At 70.7% G+C, this 21,543-nt stretch carries 4 protein-coding genes; all 4 read right to left on the bottom strand.

Translation table 11 applies throughout. The annotated features are described in order from the left end of the window. Positions 1-3,344: non-ribosomal peptide synthetase (locus GAS53_RS51300; protein ID WP_225859642.1), on the bottom strand; the 3,344-nt coding region annotated here is incomplete at its 3' end. 4 nt (positions 3,345-3,348) lie between these two features. After that, entirely contained in the window at positions 3,349-12,285 is an 8,937-nt protein-coding gene (locus GAS53_RS51295; protein WP_151484725.1) for a non-ribosomal peptide synthetase, read from the bottom strand. After that, positions 12,282-20,066: a non-ribosomal peptide synthetase gene (locus GAS53_RS51290; protein WP_151484724.1), complete on the bottom strand. Its 7,785-nt coding sequence runs from the start codon at positions 20,064-20,066 to the stop codon at positions 12,282-12,284. Before GAS53_RS51290 ends, GAS53_RS51295 begins: the two co-directional genes overlap by 4 nt. Before the next feature lie 44 nt (positions 20,067-20,110). Continuing rightward, a complete protein-coding gene (locus tag GAS53_RS51285) occupies positions 20,111-21,298 on the bottom strand; it encodes an NAD(P)/FAD-dependent oxidoreductase (RefSeq protein WP_151484723.1) in 1,188 nt (395 codons plus the stop codon). Positions 21,299-21,543: the final 245 nt, after the last annotated feature.

Genomic DNA, 21,543 nt, shown 5'->3' with positions numbered 1-21,543 from the left:
AAGGGCCCCTCCGGCTGGATCTTCAGCATCTCGGTGACGTAGTCCTCGACCATCTCCTCCACCGACCCCGCCAGCGTGTCCACGCCGTCGGAGCCACGGGCCTGCAGGGCATAGGACGGCCGGTCCTGTACGTAGGACACGAAGCTGAAGTACGTCCAGCCAAGGCCGCCTCCTCCGTGGAAGAACCACAGCGGCGGCTTGCCCGTACCGGGATCGCCGGCCAACGGCAGCACGACGGCGAGCGAGTCGGAGGATTCCGCGGGAGTGGCGACGAGCAGCAGCGCGACCAGCTCGCCCGCCGTGGGGTACTTGATGATCGTCCTGAGGGGCATGTCGATGCCGAACTCGCCGCGGATGCGGGCGCTGAGCCGGGTGGCCAGGAGCGAGTGCCCGCCCAGCGCGAAGAAGTCGTCGTCGATACCCACCCGCTCGACGCCGAGCAGCTCGCCGAAGAGGGCGCACATCTTCTCTTCGTGGGAGTTGCGCGGCTCCCGGCTGACCGCGGCGTTCGTGTCCTCGGACGGCAGTGCTCCGCGGTCGAGCTTTCCGTTCGGGGTCAGCGGGACCTCCGAGAGCGGGATCAGCGTGGCGGGCACCATGTAGTCCGGGAGACGCCCCCGCAGGTATTCGGGCAGCTCGGCGAGCAGCGCCTGGACACCGCCATCGGCCTTAGCGGCATCGGGCTCGGGCATCACATAGCCCACGATGCGCTTGTCGCCGTCCTGGTTCTCCCGCACCACGGCCGCCGCCTGCGCCACGCCGGGATGCCCGGTCAGCACATGTTCGATCTCCCCCAGCTCGATCCGGAAACCCCGGATCTTCACCTGGAAGTCGGTGCGCTCGATGTACTCCAGCTGGCCGTTGCTGTCCCAGCGCACCAGGTCCCCGGTGCGGTACATCCGGGCGCCGGCCGGGCCGAACGGGCACGCCACGAACCGCTCCGAGGTCAGCTCCGGCCGGCCCTGGTAGCCGCGGGCCGTCCCGGCCCCGGCGATGTACAGCTCGCCCGGCACCCCGCCCGGCACCGGGCGCAACCGCGAGTCGAGCACGTACACCTGGATGTTCCCGACCGGCCTCCCGATCGGCGCGCCCTCCCCCACCTTCACGCGCGCCTCGGTGCACCACGTCACCGTCTCGGTCGGGCCGTACATGTTGAACACTTCGGCGGCCTGCGTCGCCAGCGTCTCGGCCAGGCGTACCGGCACCGCCTCCGCGCCGATGATGATCCGCAGACCCTTCGCGGCGTTCGGATCGTGCATCAACAGCATCTGCCAGAAGGCGGGCGTGGCCTGTACCGCGGTGACCCCGTGGCGGCGTATCAGCTCCAGCACGGCCGACGGGTCGGTGACGGTGTCCTTGCCCGCCATCACCATGGTCGCGCCGGAAATGAACGGCTGGTACAACTCGGTGTTGGCCATGTCGAAGGCCACGGTCGTGCTGAACAGCATCCGGTCCGCGGCCGACAGCGGGAACCGCCGCTGATTGGTGGCCAGGTAGTTCGCCACCGCGCCGCGCGGGATCGCCACGCCCTTCGGCCTGCCCGTCGACCCCGACGTGTAGATCACGTACTGGGCGTTCTCCGGCCGGACGGCCACCTCCGGTGCCGTATCCGGGTACGCCGACCAGTCCACGCCGGCCAGCGCCTCGGCGTCGAGCACCAGCAGCGGATCCGCGTGCCCAAGGATGTAGTCGATCCGGGAACGCGGGTGGTCCGGATCGATCGGAACGTAGGCTCCGCCGGCCTTGATCACCGCGAGGAGTGCCACCACCAGGTTCACGGTCCGGGGCAGGCACACGGCGACCCGCGACTCCGTCCGCACACCGCGGTCGGCCAGCCAGTGCGCCAGCCTGTTCGACCGCGCTTCCAGCTCCTGGTAGGTGAGCGACTCCTCCTCGCCGATGATGGCGAGAGCCTCCGGTGTCGCCCGTACCTGCCGGCGCACCGCCTCCACCAGCTCCAGGGTCGGCTCGGCGGTGTCGTTCACCTCCACCACCAGGTGCTGCCGCTCCCCCGCGCTCAGCACGTCGACATCCCCGACGCACATGCCCGGGTCGGCGACCAGCTGCTCCAGGGCACGCGCGAACCGAGCGCCGATGGCCTCGACCGTCTCCCGGTCGAACACGTCGGTCGCGTAGGAGATGTCGCCCCGCAGCGCCCCCGAGTCGTCCGTGGCCATGTTGAAGAACAGGTCGACCTTGGAGGTCGTGGGGGTGGTCTGCTCGACTTCCAGGGTGAGTCCGGCAAGTTCAAGGTCCGGCCTCGCATAGTTCTGCAGGCCGAGCATCACCTGGAACAGCGGCTGGTAGGCCGCGGAGCGTTCGGGGTTGATCGCCTCGACCAACGTGTCGAACGGCACGTCCTGATGCTCGTAGGCCGCCAGCGACTTGTCTCGCACCTGTGTCAGCAGATCGGTGTACGACGGGTCACCGGAGAGGTCCACCCGCAGCACCTGCGTGTTGACGAAGAACCCGACCAGATCGGCCAGCGCCTCGTCGGTCCGCCCGGCGATCGAGCTGCCGATCGTCACGTCGTTGCCGCCGCCGAGCTTGCGCAGCAGTACCGCCAGCGCGGCGTGCAGGACCATCGACATGGTCGCCCCGCGCTCATCGGCCAGCTTCCGCAGCCCGGCCGCCACCTCCGGCTCCACCGTGAAGCCGACCGTGGCGCCGCGCCCACTCGCCTGCACGGGCCGTGGGCGGTCCAGTGGCAGATTCAGCGGCTGCGGCACCCCGGCCAGTTCCTTGCGCCAATACTCGACCTGCTGCGCGGCGAGACTGTCCGGGTCCGCGACGTCGCCGAGCAGCTCGCGCTGCCACATCGTGTAGTCCTTGTACTGCACCGGCAGCGGCTCCCACGCCGGTGCCCGACCCTCCCGGCGGGCGGTGTAGGCCGTGGTCAGGTCCCGTACCAGCGGCGCGCCCGAGCTGCCGTCCGTGGCGATGTGGTGGATGACCAGGACCAGGACGTGCTCCTGGGGTGAGCAGCGGAACAGGCGCACCTGGAGCGGGATTTCGGCCGCCAGGTCGAACCGGTACGCGATGGCCTCGTCGACCGCGCCGGACACGTCCTCGGGCGCCACGTCGATGACCGGCACCTCCGGCGTGGCCTCCGCTGTCGGAAGGATGCGCTGGTGCAGCTCACCGTCGTCGTTCGTCGCATAGATGGTGCGCAGGATCTCGTGCCGGTCGACCACGTCGCGGATCGCCGCGGCGAGGGCGGCCTGGTCCAGGGATCCGGTCAGCCGGAAGGCCGCCGGCATGTTCCAGTTCTCCGACCCGCCCTCCATCTGGTGCAGGATCCACATGCGGCGCTGCGCGAAGGACAGCGGAATCAGCGGAATCATTGTTCTACTCCTCTACGAACATCTTGCGCAGGCCGGGGCGACGGGGCGCAGCCGATTCCTCCGACCACGCGGCGAGCGCGGTCACCGTCGACAGGTCGAAGATCTTGCGGATGGGGATCTCTATCCCCAGCTCGGCGCGGGCGCGGCTGATCAGGCGGGTGGCGAGCAGGGAGTGCCCGCCGAGTTCGAAGAAGCCGTCGTCGATGCCGACCCGGTCCACGCCGAGCACCTCGGCGAACAGCGCGGCCAGGGTCTCCTCGCGGGCGGTGCGGGGTGCCCGGTAGGCGGCGCCGGTGTACTCCGGTTCGGGCAGCGCGGCCCGGTCCAGCTTGCCGTTCGGGGCCAGCGGCAGCCGGTCGAGGACCACGAAGGCGGACGGCACCATGAAGTCCGGCAGCCGCTCCGCGACGAAGGCGGGCAGCTCCTTGGTCTCCGGGCCGCCGGGGTCGCCGGTCGTCGTGCTGTCGCCGGTGCCAGCGGGCACAACATAGGCGACCAGCTGCTTGCCGGTGCTGTTGCCGCGCCCGGCGCGGGCGAGGACGGCAGCCTGCGCGACGTCGGGGTGCGCGGTGAGCGCGGCCTCGACCTCGGCGGGCTCGATGCGGAAGCCGCGCACCTTGACCTGCGCGTCCCCGCGGCCCACGTACTCCAGCTGACCCTCGCCGTTGACGCGGGCCAGGTCACCGGTGCGGTACATGCGCGCACCGGTCGGGCCGAACGGGTCGGCGACGAAGCGCTCGGCGGTCAGTGCGGCGCGGCCGTGGTAGCCGCGGCCCACCTTCCCGCCGACGTACAGCTCGCCGACCGCGCCCGGCGGCACCGGAGTCAGGCCGGGGCCAAGGACGTAGGCCCGCATGTTGCCGAGCGGGGTGCCGACGGGCGCGCTGCCCGTCAGGCCCCGGGTATCGCCGCCGACGGTGAAGGTGGTGGCGTAGAACGATTCGCTCTGCCCGTAGGCGTTGACGATCCGTACGCCCGGGAAGGCGTCCCGTGTCTTCTCGACGAGCGACGAGGGCAGGGCCTCGCCGGCGAAGACGACCGTCTCCACGCTGGTGCGCTCGGCGATGTCGTCGACGAGTTCGGCGAAGGCGGACGGCACGGTGGAGATGACGCTGCCGCTCCAGCCCTTCCGTTCGCCCAGGGCCAGGACGTCCCGGACCAGTTCGACGACGCCGCCGGTGGCGAGGGTCGTGAAGATCTCGAACGCCGAGACGTCGAAGTTGACCGACGTGCCCGCGAGGAGCCGCTTGCCCGGCGCCATGCCCAATCGGGAGGCGAGCCGCAGCACGCCGTTGGCCACGCCTTCGTGGGGGATGGCGACGCCCTTGGGCTGGCCCGTGGAGCCGGAGGTGTACATCACGTACGCCAACTGCTGTGCGTGGAGCGGGATTTCGGGGCCGGTGGCGTCGTTGGACAGGTCGAGCGCGTCGAGGAGGACATCCGGGGCGTCGTGCTCCGGCAGCACCCCGACCGTCGCCTGGTCCGTCAGGACGAGGCGCGGCCGCGCCTCCTCGAAGATGGCCTCAAGGCGGTGGCTGGGGTACCTGGGGTCGACCGGCAGATACGCGCCGCCCGCCTTCAGGACCGCGAGCAGGGCGACCACCAGGTCCGCCGACCGTGGCAGCGAGACCGCGACCAGCGACTCCGGGCCCACGCCACGGTCGGCCAGTTCGCGCGCCAGGCGGTCGGCCCGGGTGTTCACCTCGCGGTACGTGAGCGACTCGCCCTCGGCGACCACGGCGGCCTCGTCCGGGGTCCGCGCCGCCTGTGCCTCGACGAGGCCGGTGATCGTGACGTCCGCCGTCGGCACGGCCGTGTCGTTGAACTCGACGAGGAGTCGGTCGCGTTCGGCCTGCTCCAGGACGTCGAGCTGCGCGATCTTCAGCTCGGGGGTGGCCGCCAGCTGTTCCAGGATGCGCACGAACCGGGCCGCGTACGCCGCCACCGTGTCCCGGTCGAGAGCACCGGGCGCGTACTGGAGGAGGAACTGGATGTTCGTCTCGACCGCCGCCATCAGGGCCAGTGGGTAGTGCGTGCCGTTGGACGAGCGCATGCCGGTGAAGGCGATTCCGTCCGCGGCCTCGCCGGCGGCGCTGATGCCCTCCCGGTCGACCGGGTAGGACTCGAAGACGACCAGCGTGTCGAAGAGGGTCTGCAGGCCGACGGACTGCTGGATCTGCGTGAGGCTGTGGTGGTGGTGCTCCAGAAGGCCGGCCTGCCGGTCCTGAAGCCGCGTGACGACCTCGGCGAGGGTGTCGCCGGGCTCGTACTCCACACGTACGGGCAGGGTGTTGATGAACATCCCGACCATCGACTCGACGCCCGTCACCGCGGCCGGGCGCCCGGAGACAGTGGCGCCGAACACCAGGTCCTGGCGGCCGGTGAGCTGGCCGAGCAGCAGCGCCCAGGCGCCCTGGACCAGGGTGTTGATGGTGACGCCCAGTTCGGCGGCGCGCCGGTTGAGTTCGCCGGACACGTCGAGCGGGAGGGTGACCTCGATCTGGTCGAGGCCGTCGTCGCTTGCGGCTCCCGGAGCGAGCAGGGTCGGCTCCTCGACCCCGCCGAGCTCGGCCGCCCACGCCCGTGCCGCCTCGTCCTGGTCCTGCCTGGTGTACCAGGCCAGGAACTCACCATAGCTCCGCGTGCCGGGCAGACCGGTCCCGTCGCCGTGGGATGCGTAGAGCAGCAGCAGGTCCTGCATCAGCAAGGGCGTGGACCAGCCGTCATACAGCGCGTGGTGGGCGGTCATCACGAGTTCGGCCCGCCCGGGCTCAAGGGCGACCAGTGCCAGCCGGACCAGCGGTGGGGTGTCCACGTCGAAGTGGGCGGCCCGGTCCTGCTCGAGGAACTGCTCGAACGTCTCGGTCCGCTCCGCCTCGCCGTGCCCGGTCAGGTCGAGGTAGTGCCACGGCAGGGTCACCCCCTCCGCCGGCACCACCATCGCGAGATCGCCGTCGGCCCGGTTGACGAACGCCGCACGGAGGCTGGTGTGGCGCTCAAGCAGCGCCTGCCCGGCCCGGCGCATCCGCTCCGGGTCGACCTCACCGGAGAGATGGAACACCAGCTGCACGTGGTAGGCGTCGAACGAGGATCCGGCCAGCATCGAATGGAAGAGGATCCCGGACTGCGCCGGGGTCACCGGCCACACCTCGGCCAGGTGGCCGAGCCGGGCCTCCCAGGTGTCGATCTCCTTCTGACTCACGGCGACCAGGGGCACGTCCGACGGAGTCAGTCCGCCGGCCTCGGGTGTCGCGGCGTGCCGGGCCAGGGCGGTCAGTGCCTCGACCCACAGCCCGGCCAACTCGGTCACCTCCTGGTGGGAGAGCACACCGGTCGGGAAGCCGAAGTAGGCGGTCAGTTCGTCACCGGCGCCGGTGTCGGTGGCCACCGCGTTGATCTCCAGCGCCGACATCGCCGGCATGTCCGCGTCCGGCGCGGCGATCAGGTCCCGCTGTGTGGTGTCCGGTACCCAGCCCTGGCCACGCAGTTCCTCGGGAATGTCCGTGCCGGAAGTCCGGCCGAGGTAGTTGAACCCGATCTGCGGTTCCCGGTCCGCGGACAGCGCGGCGGCGGTCTCCGGGTTGAGATGGCGCAGCAGGCCGAAGCCGATGCCGTCGCCCGGAACCGCCCGCAACTGCTCCTTGACCGCCTTGATCGCCCGGCCGGCGGCCGGACCACCGGCGAACGCGTCCGCTACGTCGATACCGGCCAGGTCAAGGCACACCGGATACATCGCGGTGAACCACCCGATCGTGCTCGACAGATCCGCGCCGGGCACCGCCTCCTCTTCCCTGCCGTGCCCTTCCAGCCGGACAAGCGTCGAGGATGCGGGCACGCCCCGCGTCTGACGCCAGCGGGCCACCGCCAGCGCCAGAGCGGCCAGCAGCGCGTCGTCGACACCGCCCCGGAAGATCGCGGGCCCCATGTTCAGCACGGTCCTGGTGACGTCGGCCGGCACCTGGATGCGCACCGTGTCCACGGTGGCGGCGACATCCCGCGCCGGGTCCAGTTCCCGTGCTCCGAGTACCGGCTCGTCCGCGCGCAGGATCTGCTGCCACACGGGCAGTTCCGCCACCCGCTGCGGACTGGCCGCCTCTTCGACCAGGGCATGCGCCCAGCGGCGCAACGAGGTACCTGACCCGGCCGGCTCCGGAGTGCGGCCGTCCCGGACCTGCTGCCAGGCCGAGACCAGGTCCGGTACGAGGAGCCGCCACGAGACCCCGTCGACGACCAGGTGGTGCAGCACGATCAGCAACCGGTCCGTGTCCGTGTCGGAGGTGAACCACACGAACTGCGCCATGACGCCCGCGTCCGGGTCCAGCCGGTCCGCGGCCGCATCCAGCTCGGCGTGCGCATCGGCGTCGCCGTAGGGGACTTCCCGCAGCAGCGCGCCGGCGTCCATGCTGCCGGCCGGCTCGATCGACAGGCCCTGCTGCGTCCGGTCGAGTCGGGAACGCAACACATCGTGCCGGTCGAGCACGGCCTGCACCGTCGCCACCAGGCCCGCACGGTCGATGCCCTCGGGCAGGCTCAGCATCGTGGACATGCAGAGCCGGTCAAGGCCACCACCGAGCGCGAGCACATGCTTCGCCGTCGGCATCAGCGGAACCCATCCCGTGCCGCCCCCCGGCAGTTCGGCCAGGGTCACCCGTTCCTCTTCGCGTCCTTCGACCAGTTCCGCGAGCCGGGCGACCGTGCGGCGCTCGAAGATCTCCCGCGTGCTGACCTCGATGCCACGCGCCCTGGCCCGCGCGACGATCTGGATGGAGCGAATGCTGTCCCCGCCGTTGGCGAAGAAGTCGTTGTCGATGCCGACGCTGTCCACGCCGAGCACTTCGGCGAACAGCGTGCTGAGGGTCTCCTCGACGTGATTGCGCGGTGCCCGACCGGTCGACACCTGCCCGTAGTCCGGCGCGGGCAGTGCCCGGTGGTTCAGTTTCCCGTTCGGAGTCAGCGGCAGCTCCGAAAGCGGCACGAACGCGGGAGGGACCATGTAGTCGGGCAGGCGCTCACGCAGGTACTCGGGCAGCTCGAGGAGCAACGGCCCGATCGACCTGGCCAGCGCGGGGTTGTTCGCCCGGACCCGCCCGCCCGTACCGCTGGGAGCAAACAGACCCGAGACATTCCGCTGCTCGGGCAGCAGCACCGCGTCGAAGTACCGCGTGTCCTCGCCCGACCAGGTGGGAACCGCGTCCCGGCCGTGCTCGCGTGCCCACTGGAGCAGTTCCTGCGGATCGACCGGTTCGCCGGGCTGGGGCGCCGGGTCGAGGAGGCCTGTCGCAACCGTCAGGGCGACCTCCTCGGCCAGACGCGCGTTGGGTATCCCGGTCACCCGCACCGGGCCGCCCGCCCGGTCCGCACAGCGGCCCAGGCCGGTCAGGTCGTGCACGTCCCGGCCCCACAGCACCGACGGCGCGCCGGCCACGTCGACCATGTCTGCCGGCTGCTTGTGCAGGACGACCTCGTAGCGGTGCCGGGTCAGCTCGTTGTGCGCCTGCCCGGGCTTCAACCGGATGTCGACCGCGACGGAATCGTCTGCTGCCCACTCGGTGAACCACTCCGGGGCGATGGCCAGTTCCCGCTCGGCCAGCAGTTCCCTCTGCACCAGCGTCCGCAACTCTTCGTGCGAGGCGTGCGGGTGTGCCGCACGCTGCACCGCGGTCTGCATGAGGCTGCGTGTCGCGGCGTTGCGGACGTCACCGACGATGACGCGGCCGCCCGGCTCGAGGAGTTCCATCAGCCGGCGCAGCACCTGGTCCAGGTACTCGACGTTCGGGAAGTACTGCACCACGGAGTTGAGCACGACGGTGTCGAACCGGCCGTGAGGCAGCCCGGACATGTCGTCGGCCGGTTGGGCGCTCACCCGGACGCGGTCACCGTATCCGGCCTGCTCGGCCTGGGCCCGGACCCGGTCCACCACCGTGGCCGAGATATCGGTGCCCCAGTACTCCTCGACTCCGCCGATGATCTTCGCGAGGAGCAGACCGGAACCCACACCGATCTCGAGGACCCGCCGCGGCGCGAACCGCAGCACCTGTGCCACCGCGGCGTCCTGCCACTCCCTCATCTGCTCGAGCGGGATCGGCTCACCGGTGTAGCTGGAGTTCCAGCCCTGGAAGTCGTCGCCCAGCGTTTCCTCGCTGGATTCGGCATAGCTGTCGTCGTAGAGGTCGCGCCACTCATCCACCTGAGCGTCGGCAACAGCCGCTGTGGCATACGGCTTGGGCACCAGATACCCCACGAGCTGCTTGTCGCCCTGCGGAGTCTCCCGCACCACGGCAGCTGCCTGCGCCACACCAGGGTGCGACGTCAGCGCGTGCTCGATCTCCCCCAGCTCGATCCGGAAACCGCGGATCTTGACCTGGAAGTCGGTTCGGCCGAGGTACTCGAGCTGGCCGTCCTTGTTCCACCGCACCAGGTCCCCGGAGCGGTACATCCGGGTTCCCGGCGCACCATAGGGGCAGGCGACAAAGCGGTTCGCGGTCAGCGCGGTCTGCCCGAGGTAGCCCCGGGCGAGCCCCGGGCCGGCGATGTAGAGCTCACCGGCGACCCCGGACGCGACCGGGCGCAGCGCCGTGTCCAGCACATATACCTGGGTGTTGGCGATCGGCCGGCCGATCGGCGGTGTACGGCCGTCGCCCTCCAGCGCCGTGCTCATGGCGGCGCACACCGTGATCTCCGTCGGGCCATAGCCGTTGATCATCCGCCGCCCGGCCGACCACTGCGCCACCAGCTCCGGCGTGGGCGCCGAACCCCCGACCACCAACGTCTCGACACTCGGCAGCGATGCCGCCGGCAACGCTGCCAGCACCGCCGGCGGCAACGTCGCATGCGTCACCCCGTGCGCGGCGATCGTCTCGATCAGCGGCTCGCCCGCGGCCAGCTCGTCCGGGCCGGCCAGCACCAACCTCGCTCCAGCCAGCAGCGACATGCCCCACTCCCACAGCGAGGCGTCGAAGCTCGGCGAGGCGAACTGCAACACCCGGCTGGCCGGCGTCACCTCGAGCCGCTCGACCTCCGTGGCGACCAAGCCGGCCATTCCCGAGTGACTGACCGCCACCCCCTTCGGCGTCCCGGTCGAACCCGAGGTGTAGATCACATACGCCGTATTGGCCGTCGCAACCGGGCCGCGCCGGTCGGCGTCGGTCACGGGGCCCGGGTCGGCACCGGCCAGCGCCGCGGCCGTGTCCGGGTCATCCAGGCGGATCAGGGGCACGGACAGCTCCGGCATCTGCCCCGCCGAGACCGCGTCCTCGATCACCAGCACCGCGCCGGAATCCGCCACCATGAACGCCACGCGCTCCGCCGGATAGGCGGGATCCACCGGCAGATACGCCCCACCCGCCTTCAGCACCCCCAAGATCGCCACGACCCACTCCGGCGATCGGGACACCGCCACGGCCACCACCGACTCGGGCCCCACCCCCCGTGCGGTCAACACCCGCGCCAGCCGATTGGCCCGCTCGTCCACCTCCCGATACGTCATTGCCACGTCGCCACGCACCACCGCCACCGCGTCCGGCGTCGCAGCGGCCCGCTCGGCGAAGAGCGCGTCGACGGTCCGCTCCGGCACTGCCGCGAGCGTGTCGTTGGCGCCCCGCAGCAACCAGTCCCGCTCCTGCGCCGACAGCACCTCGATGGCGCCGATCGGGGCCGAAGGGTCCGCGAGCACCTGCTCCAAGATGCGCACGAACCGGTCGACGATGCGTTCGGCCGTGGTGTGGTCGAACAGGTCCGTCGCGTACTCCAGCAGCCCGTGCGTGCCCCCGGACGCGTTCGGGACGATGTTGAAGAGCAGGTCGAACTTCGCGGTGCCGGTGCCCACCGGGACGGGGGTGACCCGCAGACCGGGCATCTCGATCTCGCCCCACACGAACTGCCAGCCCAGCGCCGTCTGGAACAGCGGCATGTACGCGGTGGTGCGGTCCGGGTTGAGCAGCTCCACCAGCCGCTCGAACGGTATGTCCTGGTTGTCGTACGCGGTGAGGGCCTTGTCCCGCACCTGCTCCAGCAGATCGCCGAACGACGGGTTCCGCGACAGGTCGGCGCGCAGCACCCAGGTGTTGACGAAGAACCCGATCAGATCGTTGAGTTGCTCATCCCCGCGCCCTTCGATCGGACTGCCGATCGGCACGTCCTCCCCCGCACCCAGCTTGTGCAGCAGCACCGCCAGGGCGGCCTGAGCCACCATCGGCGCCGTGGCACCGCGGTCCGCGGCCAGCTTGTGCAGCCGGGACATCAGCTCAGGTGCCAGCTCGAAGGGGACCTCGCCGCCGCGGTGGCTGGCCGACGCCGGCCGTGGCCTGTCCAACGGCAGCTGCAGCGGCTGCGGCACCTCGGCCAGCTCTTTCTTCCAGTAGGCGATTTGCTCCGCCGCGGTGCTCTCCGGGTCAGCCTCGTCACCCAGCAGCTGCCGCTGCCACAGCGTGTAGTCCTTGTACTGCACCGGCAACGGCGTCCACTGCGGTGCGCTGCCGCGGTGGCGGGCCGTGTACGCCGACACCAGGTCCCTGATGAACGGCGCCACCGACGACCCGTCCGCGGCTATGTGGTGGAACACGAACACCAGGACGTGCTCCTGCGGAGCGATCCGCAGCACGGTCGTCCGCAGGGGAAGCTCCGTGTCCAGGTCGAACGGCTCGCATGCGGCCTCGTGCAGTGCGGCGTCCACCGCGTCCGCGGCCACGTCGGCCACGCGGAAGGGGAAGGCCGCCTCCTCCGGAGGCAGGATCCGCTGCTCCGCCGTGCCGTCCGCGTCCTCAACGACCAGGGTGCGCAGGCTCTCGTGCCGGTCGGTGACATCCGTCACCGCCGCGGCCAGGGCCGTCGTGTCCAGTGTCCCTTCCAGGCGCAGCACAAAGGGGACGTTGTAGGTCGCGGACGGGCCTTCCAGCTTGTGGAGGATCCACATCCGGCTCTGGGCAAAGGACAACGGGATCATCGACGGTTCTCCTGTACGTTCATCTGTCGCAGCTGGGGACGTTTCGACGTGGCCCGCTTCTCGATGTGCACGGCCAGCTGGGCGACGGTCGGGTTGCGGAACACCGTCGTGACCTTCACGTCGGCGTTGAGCTCGCTGCGTATGCGGCCGATCAGCCGGGTGGCCAGCAGCGAATGCCCACCGTGGTCGAAGAAGTCGATGTCGATGCCGGCCTCGTCCACACCGAGCAGCTCGGCGAACAGTCGGCAGAGAACTTCCTCGTTGTGGTTGCGCGGCCCTCGTCCGGCCGAGGCTTCGGTGTGGTCCGGTGCGGGGAGTGCGTTGCGGTCGAGCTTCCCGCTCGGTGTCGTGGGGAACGCGGCGAGCGGCACGATCGCCGAGGGGACCATGTACTCCGGCAAGTGCTCCCGGGCCAGGTCCGTCAGGGCCGTGAGATCCAGCGCGGCCGCGTCCGTCCTGCCGCCTCCCGGCACCACGTAGGCGACCAGCCGCTGGTCGTCGGCGCGGTCCTCCCGCACCACGACCACCGCGCTGTCGACGTCCGGGTGCGCGGTCAGCGCCGACTCCACCTCGGCCAGCTCGATGCGGAACCCGCGGACCTTGACCTGGAAGTCGGTCCGGCCGATGTATTCGACCTGACCGTCCTGGTTCCATCGCACGAGGTCGCCGGTGCGGTACATGCGGGTTCCCGGCGCACCGTAGGGGCAGGCGACGAACCGGTTCGCGGTCAGCGCGGTCTGCCCGAGGTACCCCCTCGCCAGACCGGCGCCGGCCAGGTACAGCTCACCGGCGACGCCAGGCGCAACCGGACGCAGCGCCGCGTCCAGCACGTACACCTGGGTGTTCCAGACCGGCGCGCCGATCGGCACCCGGTCCGTGCCCGGCACGTGCTGCCAGGCCGTGACCTCCACCGACGCCTCGGTGGGGCCGTAGAGGTTGTGCGCGCCGCAGTCGGGCAGCAGTTCGGCGAACCTGTTGGCCAGCGTGACCGGGAACGCCTCGCCCGCGACCTCGATCCAGCGCAGACTCTCGCACTGCTTCGCCGAGGGCTCGGCGACGAACGCCTCCAGCAAGGAGGGCACGAAGTCCGCACCGGTCACCCGCTCCTGCTGGATCAGCTCGGCCAGATAGGCCGGGTCCCGGCGCCCGTCCGGACGCGCGATGACCACGGCCGCCCCGACCTGGAGCGGCGCGAACAGCTCCGGCACCGACACGTCGAAACTCGTCGACGTGCTCAGCAGCACCCGGTCCTCGACACCGACGTCGAAGTGCGCAAGTCCCCACTTCAACCGGTTCATGATGGACCGGTGCGACACCTGCACGCCCTTGGGGCCGCCGGTGGAGCCGGAAGTGAAGATGACGTACGCGGCGTTGTCCGGGTCCAGCGCACGCCGCGGGTTCGCCGTCGGGTACCCGGACACATCCGGCAGCGCCTCATCCAGCACCAGCAGCGGCTCGGCGCTGTCCAGCACGTGACGCACCCGCTCCTCAGGCAGCTCGGTGTCGATCGGCACGTAGGCCGCACCCGCCTTGACCACCGCGTAGATCGCCACCATCAGATCCACGGAGCGGGGGATACGCACCGCGACCAGCCGCTCGGGGCCCGCGCCCTGTTCGACCAGCCAGTGCGCCAGCTGGTTCGCGCGCTGGTTGAACTCCTCGTAGGTCAGCCTCTCCTGCTCGCCGACCAGGGCGACGAGGCCGGGGTCACGCTCCGCCTGGGCCTCGAACGCGCCCGGCAGGGTGTCCGCGGCCACCGGATGGGCGGTGTCGTTGACCCGCCGTACCAGCCAGTCCCGCTCCTGTTCGGCCAGTACCTCGACGGCACCGACCGGCATGGTCGGGTCGTCGAGCAGCTGCTCGAGCACCCGGACGAGCCGGGCGGCGATCTCCTCGGCCTCGTCGCGGGCGTAGAGGTTGTTGCGGTAGTCGAGGGAGAGCCGCAGGTAGGGGTCGGAGGCGTTGAGGGTGAGCGGGTAGTGCGAGCCGGCGAACGGCCGGATGGCGTCGATCGTGAACCCCGCCGCGCTGTTCGCGTCGACGATGCCCTCGCGGTCGATCGGATAGTTCTCGAACACGACGATCGTGTCGAACAGGGAGGGGAGCCCGACGCCGCGCTGGATGTCGGCAAGGCCGTAGTAGTGGTGGTCGAGCAGAGCGGTCTGCCGGTCCTGCAACTCGGTGATGAGGTCGCCCACGCTGTGGTCCGGCCGGCAGAACACCCTGGTCGGCAGGGTGTTGATGAACAGGCCGACCATCTCCTCCGAACCGGGGAGCTCCGCAGGGCGACCGTTGACGGCGGCGCCGAACACCACGTCCTGCTGCCCGGTCAGCTTCGAGACCAGGATCCCCCACGCGCCCTGCAGGAGCGTGTTCAGCGTGACCCCGAGTTCCGCGGCGCGCCGGGCGAGTTCACGCCCCTTGTCGATCGACAGCGGTACTTCGACCCTCCCGAGGGCGGACGACGCCTCCTGCAGGGGAGCGTTCGGGGCCACGAGGGTCGGCTGGTCGAATCCGGCGAGCTCGTCCTTCCACCGGGCGGCCGAGGCCTCCCGGTCCCGCGTGGACAGCCAGGCCAAGTAGTCGCCGTAGCTTCGGACCGGGGCGAGTTCGTGTGCTTGGGAGTACAGCCGGATCAGGTCCGTGATCACCAGCGGCGACGACCAGCCGTCGAACAGGGTGTGGTGCGCCGTGATGATGAGTTTGGCCTGCTGCGGACCGCAGGTGAGCAGAGCCAGGCGGAGTAGCGGCGGCCGGAGGGGGTCGAGTCGGTCGGCCCGGTCGTCGGCAAGGGCCTTGTCGAGCGCCGCGTCCTGCTCGGCTTCGCGTCGACCGGTCAGATCGATGTGCCGCCAGGGCAGGGCGACGTGTTCCGCCACGACCTGCACCGGATCGCCGTCGGCCGCGGTGAGGAACGCGGAGCGCAGGTTCGGATACCGGTCGAGGAGCGCCTGGCCGGCCGCCCGCATGCGCGCCGGGTCCACGTGCCCGGACAGGTGCAGCACGAACTGCATGTGGTAGACGTCGAAGGTGCCGTCGGCGAGGGCGGCCTGGAACTGGATGCCGGACTGGCCCGGGGCCTGCGGCCACACCTCGGCCAGCCGGCCGTAGCGCTCCTCCCAGGTCTCGATGTCGTCCTGGCGCACCGAGACCAGCGGGGCGTCCGAGGGCGTGAGCCCGCCGGCCTGCGGGCGTGCGGCGTGCGCGGCCATGCCGTGCAGCACCTCGACCCACAGCTCGGCCAGTTCCACGGTCCGCTCGCGGGACAGCACGCCGGTGGGGAACATGAAGGCGGCCTGCAACCGGGGGCCGTCGGCGGTGTCCGTGGCGACCGAGTTGACCTCGAGGGCGGACAGCGCGGGCAGGTCGGGGTCGGGCGCCGCGATCAGCTCGGCGGACCAGGACGCCGGTCCCCACCCGTCGGCGCGCAGGTGCTCGGGCACGTCGGAGTCGGAGATCCGGCCGAGGTAGTTGAACCCGATCTGCGGCACCGGGTACTCGGCGAGCTGCTCGGCGGTCTCCGGGTTCAGGTAGCGCAGCAGTCCGTACCCCATGCCCTTGTCCGGGACCTGGCGCAGCTGCTCCTTGACCAGCTTGACCGCCTTTCCGGCCGCGGGGCCGCCGGCCAGCACATCGGCCAGGTCCACTCCCCGCACATCGACCCGGGCCGGGTACATGCTGGTGAACCACCCGATGGTCCGGGAGAGGTCGGCCCCGGGGACGACGTCCTCCTCGCGGCCGTGCCCCTCCAGGCGGACCAGGGTCGAGGTGTCCGCGCCGCGCCACCGGTTCACCGCCAGGGCGAGCGCGGCGAGCAGCACGTCGGTCCCGGTGCCCCGATACGCCGCGGGAAGCCTGGTCAGCACCGCTTCGGTGACCTCGGCGGGCAGCTCCACCCGCACGGTGTCGACCGTGGACCACACATCCACCGCCGGGTCGAACGCCCGCGTGCCCAGCGGCGGGTTGGGCGCCTCGAGCAGGTCCCGCCAGTACGCCAGTTCCGCTTCCCGCTGCTCGGCGTGCGCCTCGTCCTGAAGCGCCGACGCCCAGCGGCGGGCCGATGTGCCGACCGCGGGCAGCTCGGGCGCCTGGCCGGAGCGGACCTGCTGCCACGCCTCGGCGAAGTCCGACATGAGGATGCGCCAGGAGACGCCGTCCACCACCAAGTGGTGCAGCACCACGAGCAGCCGGCCCGCACCCGAGGGCGGGGCGAACCAGACGAAGTCCGCCATGGTCCCGGCTTGCGGGTCGAGCCGGCCGACCGCGTCGTCCAGCTCCGCCTTCGCCGCCTGGAGCAAGGACGGCTCGTCCCACCGCCCGTCGCAGTCGACCCGGCGGATCAGGTCCGCCGCGCGCACAGTGCCCTGCGCACGCGCGACGAGGGAGAGCTCGTCGCCGCGCACCAGCTGCGCGCGCAGCAGGTCGTGCCGGTCGAGCACGGCGTCCAGCGTCGCGGCCAGGCCGCCGGCGTCGATGCCCGCGGGCAGCTCGAGGACCATCGACATGGCGAACCGGTTCGTGCCGCCGCCGTGCTCGAACACCTGCCGCGCCACCGGCTGCAACGGCATCGGTCCGACGCCGCCGCCCTCGTCCTCGGTGAGCACGGGCACCCGCTCCTGGCGGGTGGAGGCCACCTCGGCGAGCCGGGCCGCCGTGCGGCACTCGAAGATCTCCCGGGTGGTGAGCTCCAGGCCCCTCGCCCGGGCCCGGGCGACCACCTGGATGGAGCGCAGGCTGTCCCCGCCCACCGCGAAGAAGTCGTCGTCGATGCCGACCCGCTCCACACCGAGCACGTCCGCGTACGCCGCGGTGATGATCTTCTCGGGCTCGGTGCGCGGCTCCCGGTAGGCCTCGCCCAGGAACTCCGGTTCGGGCAGCGCCGAGCGGTCCAGTTTGCCGGTCGGCCCGAGCGGAAGCCGGCCCAGGGCCACGAAGGCCGACGGCACCATGTAGTCGGGCAGCCGCGTGGCGACGAACTTGCGCAGCTCGGCGGCCGAAGCCCCGGACTGCACATCCACGTCGCCGATACCGCCGGCGCCGTCGTCACCGACGGCTCCCTCTCCGGTGTACACCACATACGCGACGAGCCGCCGCCCGCCCGAGGGCACATCGCGGCTGATCACGACCGTCTCGCTGATCCCCGGGTGCGCGGTGAGCGCGGCTTCGACCTCGGCCGTCTCCATGCGGAAGCCGCGCACCTTCACCTGGCCGTCGCCGCGGCCGAGGCACTCCAACTGACCCTGCGCGTTCCAGCGGGCCAGGTCGCCCGTGCGGTACATCCGCTCGCCCGCGGGGCCGAACGGGCTGGCCACGTAGCGCTCGGCGGTCAGGCCCGGCCGGCCATGGTAGCCACGGCCGAGGCAGGTCCCGCCCACATACAGCTCACCGACCGCGCCCTGCGGCACCGGGGCCAGTCCCGGGCCGAGCACGTAGGCACGCATGTTGCCCAGCGGGGTACCGATCGGCGCGACGTCGCTGTCCGCCAATTCCTCGGACGCCGTGAGGTCGAACGTGGTGGCGTAGAAACTCTCGCTCTGCCCGTAGGAGTTCACGATCTGCACGCCGGGCAGGGCCTCGCGCACCTGCCGCACCAGCCGGGCCGGGAGCACATCGCCCGCGAACACGACCGTGCGCACGTCAGTCGCCTTCTCCAGGTGGCCCACCAGTTCCCCGAGCACCGAAGGGACCGCGCTGATCACGTGGCCGTCCCAGCGCTCCCGCTCGCCGAGCACCAGCGCGTTCGCCACCACCTCGGCCGTGCCGCCGGTGGACAGGGTGGCCAGCAGCTCGAAGACCGAGACGTCGAAGTTCACCGAGGTGCCGGCCAGCATCCGCCACCCGGGCGGCGCGTCGAGGACGCGCACCAGTTCCCGCACCCCGTTGACGACGCTCCGGTGGGTGATCGCCGCACCCTTCGGCTTGCCCGTGGAGCCGGAGGTGTACATCACGTACGCCAGGTTGTCCGGGCCGAGCGGCGAGATCCGGCCCGCGTCGTCCAGCGTCTTCTCGGGCGGGTCCCACTGCGCGCGGTCATCGAGGTTGATGCTCGACATGTCGTTCGGCGGCAGGTCCTGTGACGTCTTGGTGTCGGTGACCACGAAGCGCGGGTGTGCTTCGGACAGCACGCTCTCGGCCCGCCCGGCGAGGTACTGCGGGTCCATCGGCAGGTACCCGGCACCGGACTTGAGGATGCCGAGCAGCCCGGCCACCAGGTCCTCCGTGCGCGGCAGCGCGAGGACCACCAGGTCCTCCGGCCCGGCGCCACGGCGCACCAGCTCCCAGGCGACGCCGTTGGCCCGCTCGTCCAGCTCCCGGTAAGTCAGTGTCCGGTCGTCGCACACGATTGCCGGGGCCTCCGGCGTCCTGGCGACCTGGCTTTCGAACAGCTCCGGGACCGTCAGTTCGGGCACCGCCGTGGCGGTGTCGTTGAACTCGGTGAGCAGCCGGTCCCGCTCGGCCGCGTCGAGTACGTCGATGCCGCCGATCCTGCGTTCCGCGTCGGCCACGAGCCGGCTCAGCACGCGGACGAAGCGGTTCGCGATGCCCTCGACGGTGTCCCTGTCGAACAGGTCGGTGCGGTACTCCAGACGGCATCGCGCCCCGCCCGAGCTGCTCGGGATCAGGTCGAAGAACAGGTCGAACTTGGCTGTTCTGGTCTCAAGCCGCTCGGACTGGGCGGCGAGGCCGGGGAATTCCAGTTCCGGTATGGACGGCTGCCAGGCGAGCATCACCTGGAAGAGGGGGTTGTAGGCGGTGGACCGGTCCGGGTTCAGCAGCTCCACCAGCCGCTCGAACGGCATGTCCTGGTTGTCGTACGCGGCGAGGGACCGCTCCCGCACCCGCTGGAGCAACTCGCGGAAGGTCGGGTTCCCGGAGAGGTCGACGCGCAGTACCCAGGTGTTGACGAAGAACCCGACGAGCTCGCGCAGCTCTTCATCGGTGCGACCCGCGATCGGTGCGCCGATGGGCACGTCGTCACCGCAGCCGAGGTGGTGCAGGAGGACCGCCAGGGCGGAGTGCATGACCATCGAGACCGTGGTGTCCGCTTGCGCGGCGAGCTTCTCCACGGACCGAAGCAGGTCGGGGTCGATGGAGAACGGGACCATGTCGCCGTGGTGGCTCATCGTCTTCGGGCGCGGGCGATCGGTGGGCAACGCCAGCGGCTGCGCCAGATCGGCCAAGGTCTGCCGCCAGTACTCCAGTTGCCTGGCTGCCAGGCTGTGCGGATCGGACTCGTCACCGAGCACGTCCCGCTGCCACAGCGTGTAGTCCGCGTACTGCACCGGGAGCGGCTCCCACGCCGGAGCCCTGCCCTCTTGGCGGGCCGCGTAGGCGGTGATGAGATCGCGGCACATCGGCCTGAAGGACTCCCCGTCCACGGCGATGTGGTGCATCACCAGCACCAGGGTGTGCTCGCGCGGTCCGCACCGCACCAGCTTGGCGCGGATCGGCACGTCGGCGGCCAGGTCGAAGGTCCCGGTGGCCGCCTCGTCGACCGCCGCCGCCCGCTCCTCCTCCGTCGCGGCCTCGACGACCCGCATGCCGAACGGCTTCTGACCCAAGGTCAGCACCCGCTGGTGCGGGACGCCGTCGTCGTCCTCGACGATGACCGTACGAAGGGCCTCGTGCCGGTCGACGACGTCGCGGAGCGCCGCCTGCAGTGCGCCCACGTCCAGCTCACCCGTCAGCCGCAGGGCGAGAACGCCGTTGTAGGTCGGCGAAGGGCCTTCGAACCGGTCCACGAACCACAGTCGACGCTGCGCGAACGACAACGGGATCATTGTGTCTCCAATATCGGCAGAACTACCAGGGAGCGAGCCGTCACTCAGCTCTGATCGAGCAGCGTCAAGAGTTCGGTGTTGTAGAAGTCGTCGATGGAGCAGGCGCCCGACAGCGTCGAGAAGTACCGGTCGACCAGCTCCTGGTGACCGACCAGTTTCCGCAGCAACTCGGCTCGCCCCTCGGGCTTGAGCTCGGCCACGTTGAGCGCCCCCTGATAGTGGCTGAGGGCGTCGTCGTCCAGGTCGTCCTCGTAAGCCTGCAGCGCGTCCTCGAGCGCCGCGTCGTCGTGCAACCGCTCCGCGATGTGGTCGGTGAGCGACTGGGCCTGGACGAAGGCTTCGGTGATACCGCGGGCGGTGATGGAGTCCTTGTGGTTCACCGCGTCACCGACCAGTGCCCACCCGGGCCCGAAGGCCTTGCGGAAGTAGTTCTCCTGGTGCCCGGTGCCGTACAGCTGCTCCACGCGCTCGCCCGCCGACATCCGCTCGTACACCTCGGGCGCCGTCGTGCGGAAGGCATCGAGGTAGGCAGGTTCCACCGCCTTGCGGATCTCGGAGAACTCGTCCTGCGGGAAGTAGGCCATGAGCAGCGTGAGGTCGTCGTTGGTGGGGATGACACCGATCCAGCGCCCCGGCCGCTCGTACAGCTCGAAGTGCGAGGGAACCCCGGCCCAGTAGCTGTAGTAGGTGCAGGTCATCCGCGGGTGCTCGATGACGTTCGGCGCGCCGACCTTGCGGGCCACCAGCGACCGCATGCCGTCCGCGCCGACGACAAGGCGCGCCCGGTCCGTCGCCTGGGCTCCGCCGGGCGTCGTGTACCGCACCCCGACGACCCGGTCACCCTCGAACACCAGATCGTTGACCGCACAGGACTCCCGGAACTCCACGCCGGCCGCCACGGCACCGTCCGCGAGGATCGGGTCGAGTACGTACCGCCTCGGTGCGTACGTGGTCCGCTGGCCGTCGATCGGCAGGGAGAAGCCGTCGATGCGGACACCGGGCGCCTCGTAGCTCTGATGGCTGATCGGCCGGCAGCCCGCGTCGCGGAGCTTGTCGAGCAGCCCCCACCGATTGAGCAGCGCCACGCCCTGCGTATGAATGTAGTGCGAGGACAGCGTGTCCTGCGGGAACCGTGCTTTCTCCAGGAGCAGGACGCGATAACCCTGCTGCGCAAAGAGCATGGCCGTCGGCGAACCCGCGCAACGGGCACCTATGACAATCACGTCGTACATGGCGCCTCTCTTACCAGGTAGCTTCTTGAATTCCAACGGCCGCAGCCGGAAAGGTCATTGTGCCTGAGTGCACTGCCAATGCAGCGGACTTAAATATCCGTTGCCGCGCATGAATGTGATGCTAGCTTCCCGAACTAGCGGGAGAAATACAAACGGCACTGAATCCGGGCCGGTCCCACGGTCACACCGAACCAAGCGATCCCGCCCGTCCGCGCCCACGACGGGGTGCCGTGTGGTGGCGCGCC

Origin of the sequence: Streptomyces albicerus (genome assembly GCF_008905045.1) — a bacterium.
In the GTDB taxonomy this organism is placed as follows: domain Bacteria; phylum Actinomycetota; class Actinomycetes; order Streptomycetales; family Streptomycetaceae; genus Streptomyces; species Streptomyces albicerus.
This window is presented reverse-complemented; position numbering and strand designations above follow the sequence as displayed.